Genomic DNA, 14,304 nt, shown 5'->3' on the forward strand with positions numbered 1-14,304 from the left:
GATGAGATTTCCCAATTAGTAAGACCCCTTGAAGACGACGAGGTTGATAGGTTCGGGGTGGAAGCACAGTAATGTGTGGAGCTGACGAATACTAATAGGTCGAGGGCTTATCCTAATGAATATGAAGAAGCGTTTTAATCACTTTGCGATCAGTTTTCAAGGTATAACCTTGAATGAGTTTGGTAACGATGGCGGAGGGGTTCCACGCGTACCCATCCCGAACACGAACGTTAAGTCCTCCAGCGCCGATGGTACTTGGACCGCAGGGTCCCGGAAGAGTAGGACGTTGCCAAGCTCTCTGAATCTCAGATTCAGGTGAAATCGGACTCTCGATATGGGTCCTATGAGTAGTGATTAATATTCCCTGATAGCTCAGTTGGTAGAGCACTCGACTGTTAATCGAGTTGTCACAGGTTCGAGTCCTGTTCGGGGAGCCATCTTGCTCTCATAGCTCAGTAGGTAGAGTGCATCCATGGTAAGGATGAGGTCACCGGTTCGATCCCGGTTGAGAGCTCCAAAGAAGCATTTCACATTGTAACATCATGAATAAGGCCCGTTGGTCAAGGGGTTAAGACACCTCCCTTTCACGGAGGTAACAGGGGTTCGAATCCCCTACGGGTCACCAACTTATGGACGCTTAGCTCAGCTGGGAGAGCATCTGCCTTACAAGCAGAGGGTCGGCGGTTCGATCCCGTCAGCGTCCACCATAATATGCCGGTGTAGCTCAGTTGGTAGAGCGGCTGACTTGTAATCAGTAGGTCGTGGGTTCGACTCCTATCGCCGGCACCATTTAACCATTGGGGATTAGCCAAGCGGTAAGGCAACGGACTTTGACTCCGTCATGCATAGGTTCAAATCCTATATCCCCAGCCATTTTGTAAGAGCCATTAGCTCAGTTGGTAGAGCACCTGACTTTTAATCAGGGTGTCGTAGGTTCGAGTCCTACATGGCTCACCAGTATTATAATGATGTGCGCGTGTGGCGGAATTGGCAGACGCACCAGACTTAGGATCTGGCGCCTTTGGCGTGGGGGTTCAAGTCCCTCCACGCGCACCATTTATTAAATACAGTATACAGCTTCACAAATGATTGAATATCATGTATACTGAGTATCTGAATAACTTATCTCATGCGCGTATGGCGGAATTGGCAGACGCACCAGACTTAGGATCTGGCGGGCAACCGTGGGGGTTCAAGTCCCTCTACGCGCACCATCTATTTTTTCGATTGTGATTATTTACACAGCTCGAATTGATATAAGTAGATTATTGAAAATAATGGGCGGACATAGCTCAGTGGTAGAGTATCGCCTTGCCAAGGCGAGGGTCGCGGGTTCGAATCCCGTTGTCCGCTCCAGAATTTGCGCCCTTAGCTCAGCTGGATAGAGCGTTTGACTACGAATCAAAAGGTCAGGAGTTCGAATCTCTTAGGGCGCGCCATTTTCATATTATAACGGGATGTAGCTCAGCTTGGTAGAGCACTTGGTTTGGGACCAAGGGGTCGCATGTTCAAATCGTGTCATCCCGACCAGTTATGCGGGTGTAGTTCAATGGTAGAACTTTAGCCTTCCAAGCTAATAGCGTGGGTTCGATTCCCATCACCCGCTCCATTCATCTTCATTTTAAAAAGTATAATTTGCGGACATAGCTCAGTGGTAGAGTATCGCCTTGCCAAGGCGAGGGTCGCGGGTTCGAATCCCGTTGTCCGCTCCAGAATATTTGCGCCCTTAGCTCAGCTGGATAGAGCGTTTGACTACGAATCAAAAGGTCAGGAGTTCGAATCTCTTAGGGCGCGCCATTTTCATATTATAACGGGATGTAGCTCAGCTTGGTAGAGCACTTGGTTTGGGACCAAGGGGTCGCATGTTCAAATCGTGTCATCCCGACCAGTTATGCGGGTGTAGTTCAATGGTAGAACTTTAGCCTTCCAAGCTAATAGCGTGGGTTCGATTCCCATCACCCGCTCCATTAATATTATAAGACACAGAGACCGCAGACCTTCAGATGAGGTCTTTTTTTGTATATATACCATTTTGCAAATAGATATTAAGAAAAAATTTTAGGCTAGTAATGTGGTAAAGCAGAATTTAGATAAAGATTTTACGCACAACTTGTAGTATGATGGTAAGAACATTTAGAAAGTTAGAAAATGGTTGGAGTGGATAGGGGGAGACGGATGACTGATTTAACGTTGACCGCAAATAAAACAAATTCAAACAATCTCTTGCGGCGGGACGTACGTTTTTTGGGGAATATTCTTGGAGAAGTACTCGTTCACCAAGGTGGACAAGAACTTCTTGATGTAGTTGAGAAGATTCGAGAACTAAGTAAATCTCTTCGTGCTGTATACTTGCCAGAATTATACGATGAATTCAAACAGTTAATCAACACGTTAAACCCGGATAATCGTCATCAGGTTATTAGAGCTTTCGCGATATACTTCCAATTGGTGAACATCGCTGAGCAGAATCACCGCATTCGTCGCAAGCGTGATTACGAACGTTCAGCAGGTGAAACTGTACAGCCTGGCTCGATTGAGAGCGTTATTTTAGAAATGAAGGAAAATCAAATATCAGAAGATGAGCTGCAAACAATGCTGTCAGGCATGTCGTTGGAGTTGGTTATGACGGCACACCCAACAGAAGCAATGCGTCGTGCCATCCTTGATATTCATAAGCGAATTGCGAAAGATGTCATGCAGCTAGATAATCCGACATTAACACATCGTGAGCGTGAACAACTTAGAGAGAAATTATTGAATGAGATTATTACACTGTGGCAAACAGACGAATTGCGCGATCGCAAACCTACTGTAATTGATGAAGTACGTAACGGTATGTATTACTTCAATGAAACACTCTTTGATGTTCTACCTGAAGTATACGCGGAATTAGAACGTTGCCTAGATAAATACTATCCTACGCAGTCTTGGCATGTACCTACTTATTTACGCTTTGGCTCATGGATCGGCGGCGACAGAGATGGAAACCCTTCCGTAACGTCTACTGTCACATGGGAAACGATGAAAATGCATCGTGGGTTGGCAATACGCCAATATGATCAGCGCCTGCGTGACTTAATGCGCACGATGAGCTTCAGTACGAGTATCGTAGAAGTTAGTAAAGAGTTGCTCGATTCTATCGAATGGGACCGCGCTAATGTTGTCCTGAAGAACGTGCCTGAATGGAACAATCCGAAAGAACCTTATCGGGTTAAGATCATCTACATGCTTCAGAAGCTCCATAACGTTATGGAGGAAACAACAAAGGGTACCAGTGAGCGTTATCAGATGGCATCAGAGTTTATTCAGGATTTGAAGCTGATTGATAACAGTCTTCGTCATCACTTTGCTGATTACGCTGCAGATACACATATTAAGAAGCTTATTCGTCAAGTTGAGCTATTTGGTTTCCATATGGCTACCCTTGATATTCGTCAGCATAGTAAAGAGCATGAAAATGCTATGACAGAGATATTGGCGAACATGAACATTGTTGAGGATTACAGCGCTTTATCTGAGCAAGACAAAATTGAATTGCTGAATCGTTTGCTGAATGATCCTAGGCCGTTAACATCTCCATATATTAGCTACAGTGAGTCGACTAAGGAATGCTTGGATGTTTACCGGATTGTCTATGAAGCTCAGCTTGAGTTCGGTCATTCCTGTATAACAAGTTACCTGATTAGTATGGCGCAGGGCGCTAGTGATGTACTTGAAGTTATGTTACTTGCGAAGGAAGTTGGATTGTTCCGTGAAGAGGCAAATGGCGATGTACGCTGTACATTGCAAGCGGTACCTCTTTTCGAAACGATCGATGATTTACATGCGGCTCCTCAAATTATGAGCCAGTTGTTTGAGCTTCCTATTTACCGCAAAGCAGTAAGCGCTATGAACGATTTGCAGGAAATTATGCTTGGCTACTCCGACAGTAATAAGGATGGCGGTATGTTGACTGCAAACTGGGAGCTTCGTGTTGCGTTGAATAAGCTTACGGAAACTGCGAAAGAACACCAAGTGAAACTGAAGTTCTTCCATGGACGTGGAGGTGCACTTGGACGCGGTGGTATGCCGCTAAACCGTAGCATATTGAACCAACCGCCTCATACGATTGGCGGCGGTATTAAAATAACAGAACAAGGTGAGGTACTATCCTCACGTTATTCTATGCAGGGAATTGCCTACCGATCATTAGAGCAGGCAACGTCTGCTTTGCTGCAAGGGGCTATGTTGGCTCGTTATCCGCAAGTTAATGTTGAGGAAGAGAAATGGGAACTGCTTATGCCGAGCATTTCAGAAACGGCGCAGAAGAAGTATCAGGATCTGATTTTCCGTGATCCAGGATTTTTAACCTATTTCAAAGAGTCTACTCCGCTTCCTGAGATCGGTGAGCTGAATATCGGTTCACGACCATCGAAGCGTAAAAATAGCGATCGTTTTGAGGATTTGCGTGCAATACCTTGGGTATTTGCTTGGACACAAAGTCGTTATTTGCTGCCTGCATGGTATGCAGCTGGCACGGCATTGGATAAGTTCTACAACAATAATCCTGAAAATATGGCTACAATGCGTAATATGTACGAGAACTATCCATTCTTTGCATCAATGATCGACAACCTTCAGATGGCATTAGCTAAAGCTGATTTGCTTATCGCGAAGGGATATGCGAGCATGATTCAAGATAATAGTATTCGCGAGCGTATTTTTACATTGGTGGAAGAGGAATATAAGTTAACATCGAAAATGCTGCTAGAGATTACAGGGCAACGCGAAATATTGGACAATGTGCCTGTCATTCAGGAGTCCATTCGCTTACGTAACCCTTATGTTGATCCTCTCAGCTATATGCAAGTTGAATTATTAAAGGAATTACGCGAATTGCGTGAATCTGGTGAGGATGATCCGCTATTGCTGCGCGAAGTATTGCTCACGATTAACGGAATCGCATCAGGTCTTCGCAATACAGGTTAATATATAATTAGCTAATTCGGTTCGCCTTTCCATGAAAGCATGCATGCAGGAAAAAATGTAGCCATGGATAAGGAATGGTACGGTGGTCGAGTCTTGTTACAGCGAGGCTCGGCCTTTCCTGTGTTACTTTGCAGGGATTTATGCCTTAAGCTCCGTCTTATTCCTAGTAAGGATTTTAACCGATATAGCAACACGAGTAGTGAGGACGGAGGGACACTGTTGGATACGTTAGAAAGACGACTCGCGAAGTTAGCCCGGGCGGGAGACACACGAGCGTTTGCCGAAATTGTCGAACTGTATAAAGACAAAATCTTTCACCTCGCATACCGTATGTTGAGTAACCGACACGAAGCAGAGGATATTGTGCAGGATACTTTCCTGCGCGTATACCGTAACTTAGAACGATATGACGAGAATCAGAAATTCTCGACTTGGATATACCGTATAGGGACGAATCTTTGCATTGACCGCCTGCGTAAACGTAAGCCGAGTTATTCGCTTGATGCGGAAATGACGGATCAAGACGGTGTAGATGGCTATGCTATGATCCCAAGTGATGATCGTACACCAGAGACGTATTTGCTTGTCAGTGAGACACAGAGAATGATACATGAAGCGATAGAGACGCTTCCGGCCAAATACAAGTCAGTTATGATTCTACGGTACTTGCAGGACATGTCTCTGCAAGAGATTAGCGATGTAATGGATATGCCGGTTACAACGATCAAAACCCGTGTGCATCGTGGACGTGAATTTTTGCGGAAGAAATTGGAGAAGAAGATTTAATAGCAAGCGTAAGAAAGTTTGAAACGATTCTCGGAACGTAACGTATCGTATATTGTTACGAAAACATTAAATAATGGGTTTAATCCGTTTTATCGGACAAGAGCTGCTTACTCTCTCAAGAACCCTAAGAAAGGATTGGCTCAGATGGATTGCAAACAAGCCGTCTCATTGATGCATGATTTACTGGATGAAGACCTGGAGCGACAGTGTGCCTTGGACCTAAAAGCGCATATGCTTGCATGTCCGGCTTGCCGTGAGCGTTTCCGTCAGTTAGAAGAAGCGGAAAGGCTGCTTTACGGCTTCAATCATCGTTTGCAGCCGCCGTCGGAAGATTTGACTGAGCGAATTATGGGTGTCATTCCACGGCCGCAGCGTAAGCAGAGTCCAATGATTGCTTGGGTGAAACGTCATCCTGCCATCACAGTAGCAGCTGTTTTCTTCCTCGTTATGACGACGAGCTGGTTGAGCATGTGGAATGCCGACAAGCAGTTAGTAGTCAAAGGCGATCAAATGAATATTATTATTCAAGATGACAAAGTCATTGTGCCTAGTGGTCAAGTTGTTCATGGAGATTTGACGATTCATAATGGCAAGGCGGAAGTTCATGGCGAAGTTAAAGGTAACCTAACGGTTGTTGACGGACAGGTATATCAAGCGTCAACGGCGCATATCTCAGGATCGGTTAAAAAGATTGATGAGGCATTTGATTGGATTTGGTACCAGATAAATAGCCTGTTCGGCAGTTCGGCCATATCGCCGTAGTCGGACGACATCTCGATCGATAAACTAGCTCTCCCGTGCATATGTCTACGGGGGAGTTTTTTTATATTTTGAAGTAAAAATGTACATATTCTTGAAGGAACTTTGTAATCTGTTGCCGAAAAGGATATAGTTAAGCTAAATAGAGAAGGATTATCTTATTAGGGTCTCGGGGGTACCTTCATGGATTTTTTCGCTGAATTTGAATGGACGAATACGATTAAAAATGTACTCGATATTTTAATCGTGAGTTACATCATATATAAGTTACTGGTGCTCATTCGGGGCACACGAGCAGTACAACTGCTTAAAGGGATTTTTGTGCTGGTTGTTACATGGGCCGCTAGTACATGGCTCAATTTGTACACATTAAAATGGTTGATGAATCAGATGTTCACATTCGGGGTACTGGCACTGGTGATCATTTTTCAGCCTGAACTGCGTCGTGCATTGGAGCAGCTCGGTCGAGGAAAGATTTTTGGTGGGCGCTCGAATTCGGAAGAAGATGAGACGGGTCGTGTCATTGGAGAACTGATTAAAGCCATTAACTATATGTCTCGTCGAAAAATAGGGGCATTAATTGTGTTTGAGCGGAGCACAGGACTGAATGAGTATGTAGAGTCAGGTATTCCGATGGATTCGCGGATTAGCTCTGAACTGCTTATCAATATTTTTAGTCCGAATACGCCGCTTCATGATGGAGCTGTTATTATTCAGAACAGTAATATCGCGGCTGCGGCATGTTATTTGCCATTGTCGGAAAATCCGTTTATTAGTAAGGAATTAGGTACAAGGCATCGTGCTGCTATTGGAATTAGTGAAGTGTGCGATGCAATATCTGTCGTCGTTTCAGAGGAAACAGGGCAGGTATCATTGGCTATTAACGGTCAAGTTGTGCGTGATATTAAAGAGGAATCGCTCATTTCGAAGCTATTTGAAGAGCTGAAGCCCGAAACGAAAAAGGAACGTCGTTTGTTCTGGAAGCGGAGAGGTGATCAGCGTGGATAAATGGTTAATGAACAATAATTCAGCCAAAATTATTGCTCTCGTCTTGGGCGTACTGTTGTTTGCTGTGGTACACCATAATGAAGATAGTGCAAATGAAGTTACACACCCCCTTTTGGAAACGCGTGTTATTGATGGGGTAAAGCTGCAAGAGAAAGGTTTGGCTAGCAATCTTGTACTTAAAGGAATTACGCCAAATACGGTCAGTGTCAAAGTAAGCGGCAAACCAGCAGCAGTAGCGGCAGCTCTTGCTGAAGAATATAAAATCGTTGTCGATGTTACGGGCTATGGAGCGGGCAAGCATATTATTCCGCTGCGATATGATTTTCCAGATGGAGTGAGAGTGGATAGCTTACAGCCTTCGATGGTTACGGTTGTACTTGAAGAAGTGCAAACGAAACAAGTTGATGTCGTTATCAAAACAGAAGGAACGCCTAAAGAAGGATACAAAGCAGGAGCGCCAATTGTAACTCCTTCTAATCGTGTACATGTGTCACTTCCTACATCACGTATGACAGAGGTGAAGTCTGTCATTGGTATGGTAAATATTAATCAAGCTAGTGAGTCCGTCAAGCAGCAGCAAGTGAAGCTGACCGCTTACGATGGGGCAGGAAATGAAATTAAAGATGCGGTTATTACTCCTTCTGTTGTAGAGGTAGAAGTGCCGATTACAAAACCTTTTAAAACGGTACCGCTGCAAGTAAACTTTAAAGGTCAATTGCCTGAAGGCTTGTCCGTTGCTCAAGTGACACCTAGTGTGAATCAAGTAACTTTATACGGGCCGCAAGCCGAATTAGATAAGATTGAGTTTTATGATGAGGCTGTCATCGATTTAGGTGATATAAAGGCCAGTGGGCAGTACACCGTAGGTGTGAAGTTGACTGCGCTACCAAACATTGAGAAAATGGAACCTAGCGAGATTCAGGTAAATGTCGTAATATCGGAAGAGAAAGTTAGGACATTGAAAAACATCCCAATCACGCTAACAGGTGTTAATGATCGTTTAGTAACGACAATAACAGAGCCAGCTTCAAGGTCATTTGATATTACGGTTGTAGGCTCGCCAGCAGTTATCGATGCGATGCAAGCAAGTGATATCCAATTAATAGCGAATGTGAATGATCTGCCACAGGGTAATCATGTCGTTACCCTTCAAGTGAATTTGCCGCGGTTCGTTAAGCTGGCAAAATCCGAGCAGTTTACAGCTAAGGTTACGATACAGGAAAAGGGATCGCCTACAGGCACGAATTCCAAACCTAATCCTGTACCTAACCCAGGACCAGAAGTTGAAACGGATGCGGGTGTGGATCAGTCAAATCCTGATCCGACGCCAAATGAGAATTCGACAACAGCTCCGCAGGAGGGGACGGATGGTTCGTCGGAAAATCCAAATGCGGGAACGGATTCATCAGAGGCTCCAGCTACCGATGGGACAAGCTGAATAATCACCTATTTTTTATGAATAGTGTTAATGGTTATTCAATGGGAGCTACTTGTGCTTACCTGTATTCATTTACAACATAGATAGAGAGAACAGATTGCAGATAGCACAATACAACAGATTTGCGTATACAGAAAATAACTAAAATTATCAATGGGATATAATCGAAGGGAACGAGACGAATGGGGAAATATTTTGGTACGGACGGTGTCCGCGGAGTAGCAAATCAACAATTAACAGCAGAATTGGCATATAAAATTGGACGCTGCGGCGGATATGTATTGACGAAAGAAGTATCGAAGCCACGTGTACTTATCGGGATGGATACACGTGTATCGGGACGTATGCTTGAAGCATCTCTAACTGCGGGTATGCTTTCAATTGGCGCAGATGTTGTACAGGTAGGTGTTGTATCGACACCAGCAGTCGCTTATTTGACAAAGGTGCTAGGATTTGACGCAGGTGTTATGATCTCTGCTTCTCACAATCCAGTAGAAGATAACGGGATTAAGTTCTTTGGCCGTGACGGCTTCAAGCTGCTTGATGAGACAGAGAACGAGATCGAAGCGCTTATGGATGCGGCTGTAGACGAGCTTCCTCGTCCGATTGGTGCAGACTTAGGTACGATTTCTGTAGATACAGAATTGAAGTGGAAGTATGTCGAGTTCTTGAAGACGACAGTTAAGAACTCTTTTGCTGGTAAGCGCATTGTATTGGACGGCGCGAATGGTGCAGCGTTTGAGCTTGCACCGAAGATTTTCCGTGATCTTGGTGCAGAAGTAGTTGCGATTGCTTGTGAGCCAAATGGTTTGAACATTAACGCCGATTGTGGATCCACGCATCCAGAGAAGCTGCGTGAGGAAGTATTGCGTCAGAAAGCGGATCTAGGCTTGGCATTTGATGGCGATGCGGATCGTCTTATTGCTGTCGATGAGACAGGTGAGGAAGTTGACGGCGACTTTATTTTGCTTATTTGCGGCGAGGCTATGAACCGTGATGGTCGTTTGAACAACGGTACGATCGTATCCACGGTTATGAGTAACATCGGCTTCTACAAGGCAGCAGAGAAGCTTGGTTTGCAAACAGCGAAGACGGGTGTAGGCGACCGCTACGTAATGGAAGAAATGCGTCGTGGCTCGTTTAATCTTGGTGGCGAGCAATCCGGTCATGTTATCTTCCTTGATTACATCACGACAGGTGACGGTATGCTGACAGCTATTCAGCTTGTGGATACGCTTGTAGGTGACGAGAAGAAACTATCAGAAGCGAAGTCTCTAATGCGCAAATATCCGCAGGTGCTCGTCAATGTACGCGTACAGGATAAGAGCAAGTACGAAGGCAATACAGCTATTCTAGAAGCAGTAGCAGCTGTTGAAGCTGAGCTTGGCGATAATGGTCGTGTATTGGTGCGTCCGTCTGGTACAGAATCTCTTATCCGTGTTATGGCGGAGGGTCCAGAAGAGGGCTTGGTAGAGGCTTATGTAAAGCGTATTGCAGATGTTGTTGAGCGTGAGTTGCAATAGCAGGCTAGAGCTGAAGTACAGTAACTGTTGCTGAATAAGCTAAGCAAAGGGGTATTAGCTCTGTAAAAGCTTACAGCCTTAGGTTGGGCATAAAGTAAGACCGTTCGTTCCCGGTATACATCAAAAGCGGGGAATGGCGGTCTTATTTTTATTTTGAATGATGTTGCTGCTACGTTCCTTCTATATGTACATATAATCATATAAAATAGTAATTAAATACAAATATAATGGCGTATATTGCAAATGGGTGCCGCAATGCATATAATTAAAAACATGTTCTATCTACAAAGGTTATGGATAACATTAAACATTGCCGTGTTTATCTTATCCTTGGTATGTAATCTGTAGATTGAACACGCATTCAAAATTAGAAAGGTAGGGTAGTAAGTAAATAAGGTTATACAAGCGCCAGCACTTGCAGCTATGGACGGCAGCAGCAGCAAGTGGACGAGGTGGAGGTGTTCGAACCTGTTCGGCGGGGACCTCCCGGTGTACCATCTGCATCGACACGGTATAGCAGAAAACAATGAGGCAACTTGTTGGACAATGCGTATCGGTAAGGTGGAACTTGAACTTTTACATTACTATTGATCTTATAAAATATATGAGGTGGTCTGCCTCCTTACAGCATCGCACAACCGTAGACTGGACAGTGATTCAGCTTCTGCTCGTTGGTGCAAGAATAGGGTCTCCCTAATCGACATGCTGCGGAGGGAACTACCTTCTGGATGCAGTTGTCGGAATAGGTAGACCACAGCTTCTTGGAATAGGTAAAGTCAATGTGTGACATTACGCCTTTGGACGGAAAAAAAGGTGTATATCTATATAGCTGATAGTCCAACGAGTATGAAGGAACTTACGTGCGCGGCGTGTTGTCGAATGAGGCAGCCCCAATAACGGAGGTTACCTATTTATGTGTGGTATTGTTGGATATATTGGAGCTCGTAATTCGCAGGAAGTATTGTTGGATGGACTAAGCAAGTTGGAGTACCGTGGTTATGACTCTGCAGGTATTGCTGTAACTACAGAGCAAGGTTTGCAAGTTCGTAAGTCGAAAGGCCGCTTGGCAGTATTAGCTTCTCAGTTGGAAGAAAGTCCACTACATGGAGAAGCTGGTATTGGTCATACGCGCTGGGCGACACATGGTAAGCCATCGGATGAGAACTCCCATCCACATACAGATGCGACGATGAAATTTTCTGTCGTGCATAATGGTATTATCGAGAACTATTTGGAGCTCAAAGAAGGATTGATCGCTGATGGCGTCCAGTTCTTGTCTGAGACGGATACAGAAGTTATCTCTCACTTGATTGCTCGTGAATACGACGGGGACATTGTGAAAGCTGTACAGCGTGCGATTCGTCATATGCGCGGTGCATTTGCACTTGGTGTGTTGACAGAGTATGAGCCAGATCGGCTGGTTGCTGTACGCTGCGCAAGCCCGCTTGTTATCGGTGTTGGCGAAGGCGAGAATTTTATCGGTTCTGATATACCAGCTATTTTACAATATACGCGACGCGTATATATTTTGAATGATAATGAAATGGCAGTCCTGACAAAGGACGCTGTCGAATTGATGACGATCGAAGGCAATACTATTTCTCGGGAAATGATTGTTGTCGATTGGGATGCATTGACTGCAGAAAAGGACGGATTCGACCATTTCATGCTGAAAGAAATTTATGAACAGCCGAAGGCATATCGCGACACAATGCGCGGTCGTATGCTGGATGGGTTGGAAGGTGTCAAACTTCCTGAATTGAAAGTTCTAACACCTGAGCGCTTGAAGGAAATTCGCAACGTTCATATTATCGCTTGTGGTACAGCTTATCATGCAGGATTAGTTGGCCGGACGTTAATTGAGCGTGCAGTGAAGATCCCTGTTGAAAATGATGTTGCGTCTGAGTATCGCTATCGTGATCCGATCATTACACCAGAGACGCTTGTTATCGTTGTCAGCCAATCTGGTGAGACAGCAGATACCTTGGCTGCGCTTCGTGAAGCGAAGAGATGTGGAGCGCCTGTGTTGGCAATTACAAACGTTGTCGGCAGTTCGGTTGCACGTGAAGCAGACGACACAATTGTTACTTGGGCAGGCCCTGAGATTGCAGTTGCTTCGACAAAAGCATATACGTCTCAGCTTATTGCATTCATGCTGTTCAGCCTATACTGGGCACAAGTTACAGGTCGTGCTGATACTGCTCAGCTTCGTCATGAGCTTGCGGCAATGGAAGCATTGCCTGAGCAAGTAGAAAAGCTGCTTGAGCAAGCAACAGAAATGAAGCGTGTTGCTGAAGACATGGCTAAGCATGACAACTTGTTCTTCATCGGTCGCGGTGTTGACCATGCGGTTGTACAGGAAGGCTCCTTGAAGCTGAAGGAGATCTCCTACATTCACTCCGAAGCGTATGCAGCGGGTGAGTTGAAGCATGGTACGTTAGCATTGATCGAAGATGATGTTCCAGTTATTGCTTTGTTGACTCAACCAGCTCTTATTGAGAAAATGGTAAGCAACATTAAGGAAGTAAAAGCTCGTGGCGGTGTCGTGTACGCGATTACGGACGAGGCACATGCAGAGCTTGTAGGAAAAGAAACAGATGGCGTGTTCGTCATACCGACTACACTTCCTCATTTGAGCCCAGCATTGTCGGTTGTTCCACTTCAATTGATTGCTTATTATGCATCTCTTGCACGTGGCAATGATGTTGATAAGCCGCGTAACTTGGCGAAAAGTGTAACGGTTGAGTAGGATTAATTTAGCTGTGACTTGATGTTGTCAGAAGAAAATAAAGTGTTAGACTGAAAAATAAAGTATTAGACTAGGAAAATAAAGTTGTAGACTGAGAAAATAAAGTATTAGACTCACAGATACGGACATACTGCTACTAGTAGCTCTTCTACAGTCTTAGATTCGACATCCAGAATTACAACACGACTCCTCTTTTTGGGGCTACCTTTAGGTAGCCCCATTTTTTTATAGATTGGGAGTGGAATGAATGGCTAAGCGGAAACGTGAGATTACACAGGCTAAAATAGAACGATTTCTTAAAGAAGGAAGAGGTCAAGGTAATGGAAAGGACTATCTTCCATGGCTTAGTGTTCAAGATGTTCCCTCACAAGGGAGAGCGACGCGCGGCATAGGTTGGACTACTGGCCGACGACATGAGCTTTTTTCCGACATCGAACGTGATTATTGCTACCTTCTGGATTATTCAGAAGGGGTAACGGATATTCGAGAGCAGTTTCCACTTCTTCCACTTGAAGAAACATTGATGATCGCAGAGAAATTAGGCGTCAAACATCCGGAGGATCCTAAGACGGGCACTCCTATTGTAATGACAACAGACTTTTTGATTACTTATAAGGATAAAGAATATGCAAGAACGGTTAAACCTGCAGCTGAGTTAGAAAATGATAGAACGATTGCAAAGTTTGAAATTGAGCGTGTTTATTGGGAGACCCATCATATTGATTGGGGAATCTTTACGGAGCGTGATTTACCTAACATATTGATTCGAAATATTGAATGGATTCATAAAGAATTTTACAACGAGGATGTAACGGAATTAGGGATATTTGTTGTACAAAACATGCAAAGAATTCTATCAAATCGCCTATATGAAGGAGATACGATTGCAAGAGCCTGCTTGTCTGCTGATGAACAACTTGGATTGGAAGTAGGCACATCCCTTGCGATGTTCCGCCATTTTATAGCACGTAAGATTTGGTCAGTTAATATGTATGAAAGAATTATTCCAACGCAAGCAGCCATTGATTTTGAAGTACATACAACAATAGAAAGATTGGCGAAAGGTGGGTGAA

General features: G+C 44.4%; 8 protein-coding genes, 17 tRNA genes and 2 rRNA genes. All 27 read left to right on the forward strand.

What is annotated here, in order from left to right:
* Nucleotides 1-115: ribosomal RNA gene (locus FPZ44_RS00005) — 23S ribosomal RNA — on the forward strand; the annotation flags it as partial.
* A 63-nt stretch (nucleotides 116-178) separates the two neighbouring features.
* Nucleotides 179-295, forward strand: a 5S ribosomal RNA gene (gene rrf, locus FPZ44_RS00010).
* A 66-nt stretch (nucleotides 296-361) separates the two neighbouring features.
* A tRNA-Asn gene (locus FPZ44_RS00015) sits at nucleotides 362-437 on the forward strand.
* A gap of 4 nt (nucleotides 438-441) precedes the next feature.
* Nucleotides 442-517, forward strand: a tRNA-Thr gene (locus FPZ44_RS00020).
* Between the two features lie 33 nt (nucleotides 518-550).
* A tRNA-Glu gene (locus tag FPZ44_RS00025) sits at nucleotides 551-625 on the forward strand.
* Nucleotides 626-631: 6 nt separating this feature from the next.
* Nucleotides 632-707 (forward strand) — tRNA-Val (locus FPZ44_RS00030).
* A 6-nt stretch (nucleotides 708-713) separates the two neighbouring features.
* Nucleotides 714-789, forward strand: a tRNA-Thr gene (locus FPZ44_RS00035).
* Between the two features lie 9 nt (nucleotides 790-798).
* Nucleotides 799-873: transfer RNA gene (locus FPZ44_RS00040), tRNA-Gln, on the forward strand.
* 8 nt (nucleotides 874-881) lie between these two features.
* A tRNA-Lys gene (locus FPZ44_RS00045) sits at nucleotides 882-957 on the forward strand.
* Nucleotides 958-972: 15 nt separating this feature from the next.
* Nucleotides 973-1,056: transfer RNA gene (locus tag FPZ44_RS00050), tRNA-Leu, on the forward strand.
* A gap of 75 nt (nucleotides 1,057-1,131) precedes the next feature.
* A tRNA-Leu gene (locus tag FPZ44_RS00055) sits at nucleotides 1,132-1,214 on the forward strand.
* Between the two features lie 67 nt (nucleotides 1,215-1,281).
* Nucleotides 1,282-1,356 (forward strand) — tRNA-Gly (locus tag FPZ44_RS00060).
* 6 nt (nucleotides 1,357-1,362) lie between these two features.
* A tRNA-Arg gene (locus tag FPZ44_RS00065) sits at nucleotides 1,363-1,439 on the forward strand.
* Between the two features lie 14 nt (nucleotides 1,440-1,453).
* Nucleotides 1,454-1,530: transfer RNA gene (locus FPZ44_RS00070), tRNA-Pro, on the forward strand.
* Nucleotides 1,531-1,535: 5 nt separating this feature from the next.
* Nucleotides 1,536-1,609: transfer RNA gene (locus tag FPZ44_RS00075), tRNA-Gly, on the forward strand.
* Between the two features lie 28 nt (nucleotides 1,610-1,637).
* A tRNA-Gly gene (locus tag FPZ44_RS00080) sits at nucleotides 1,638-1,712 on the forward strand.
* Between the two features lie 8 nt (nucleotides 1,713-1,720).
* A tRNA-Arg gene (locus tag FPZ44_RS00085) sits at nucleotides 1,721-1,797 on the forward strand.
* 14 nt (nucleotides 1,798-1,811) lie between these two features.
* Nucleotides 1,812-1,888: transfer RNA gene (locus tag FPZ44_RS00090), tRNA-Pro, on the forward strand.
* 5 nt (nucleotides 1,889-1,893) lie between these two features.
* A tRNA-Gly gene (locus tag FPZ44_RS00095) sits at nucleotides 1,894-1,967 on the forward strand.
* Between the two features lie 208 nt (nucleotides 1,968-2,175).
* Nucleotides 2,176-4,968: a phosphoenolpyruvate carboxylase gene (gene ppc / locus FPZ44_RS00100; protein ID WP_144986254.1), complete on the forward strand. Its 2,793-nt coding sequence runs from the start codon at nucleotides 2,176-2,178 to the stop codon at nucleotides 4,966-4,968.
* Between the two features lie 219 nt (nucleotides 4,969-5,187).
* Nucleotides 5,188-5,754, forward strand: a complete 567-nt coding sequence (sigW, locus tag FPZ44_RS00105; protein WP_144986256.1) for an RNA polymerase sigma factor SigW — start codon at nucleotides 5,188-5,190, stop codon at nucleotides 5,752-5,754.
* A 144-nt stretch (nucleotides 5,755-5,898) separates the two neighbouring features.
* The gene (locus tag FPZ44_RS00110; protein ID WP_144986258.1) at nucleotides 5,899-6,516 is read left to right on the forward strand and encodes an anti-sigma factor; all 618 of its coding nucleotides are present in this window, start codon (nucleotides 5,899-5,901) and stop codon (nucleotides 6,514-6,516) included.
* A gap of 180 nt (nucleotides 6,517-6,696) precedes the next feature.
* Nucleotides 6,697-7,521 (forward strand): diadenylate cyclase CdaA, encoded by an 825-nt coding sequence (gene cdaA / locus FPZ44_RS00115; protein ID WP_144986260.1) that lies wholly within the window; start codon nucleotides 6,697-6,699, stop codon nucleotides 7,519-7,521.
* Nucleotides 7,514-8,959 (forward strand): CdaR family protein, encoded by a 1,446-nt coding sequence (locus FPZ44_RS00120; RefSeq protein WP_144986262.1) that lies wholly within the window; start codon nucleotides 7,514-7,516, stop codon nucleotides 8,957-8,959. Before cdaA ends, FPZ44_RS00120 begins: the two co-directional genes overlap by 8 nt.
* Nucleotides 8,960-9,141: 182 nt before the next feature.
* Nucleotides 9,142-10,482, forward strand: a complete 1,341-nt coding sequence (gene glmM, locus FPZ44_RS00125) for a phosphoglucosamine mutase (protein WP_144986264.1) — start codon at nucleotides 9,142-9,144, stop codon at nucleotides 10,480-10,482.
* A 913-nt stretch (nucleotides 10,483-11,395) separates the two neighbouring features.
* Nucleotides 11,396-13,231: a glutamine--fructose-6-phosphate transaminase (isomerizing) gene (gene glmS, locus FPZ44_RS00130; RefSeq protein WP_144986266.1), complete on the forward strand. Its 1,836-nt coding sequence runs from the start codon at nucleotides 11,396-11,398 to the stop codon at nucleotides 13,229-13,231.
* A gap of 247 nt (nucleotides 13,232-13,478) precedes the next feature.
* Nucleotides 13,479-14,303 (forward strand): TnsA endonuclease N-terminal domain-containing protein, encoded by an 825-nt coding sequence (locus tag FPZ44_RS00135; RefSeq protein ID WP_144986268.1) that lies wholly within the window; start codon nucleotides 13,479-13,481, stop codon nucleotides 14,301-14,303.
* Nucleotide 14,304: the final 1 nt, after the last annotated feature.

The organism is Paenibacillus agilis (assembly GCF_007786455.1).
Lineage (GTDB): Bacteria > Bacillota > Bacilli > Paenibacillales > Paenibacillaceae > Paenibacillus_B > Paenibacillus_B agilis.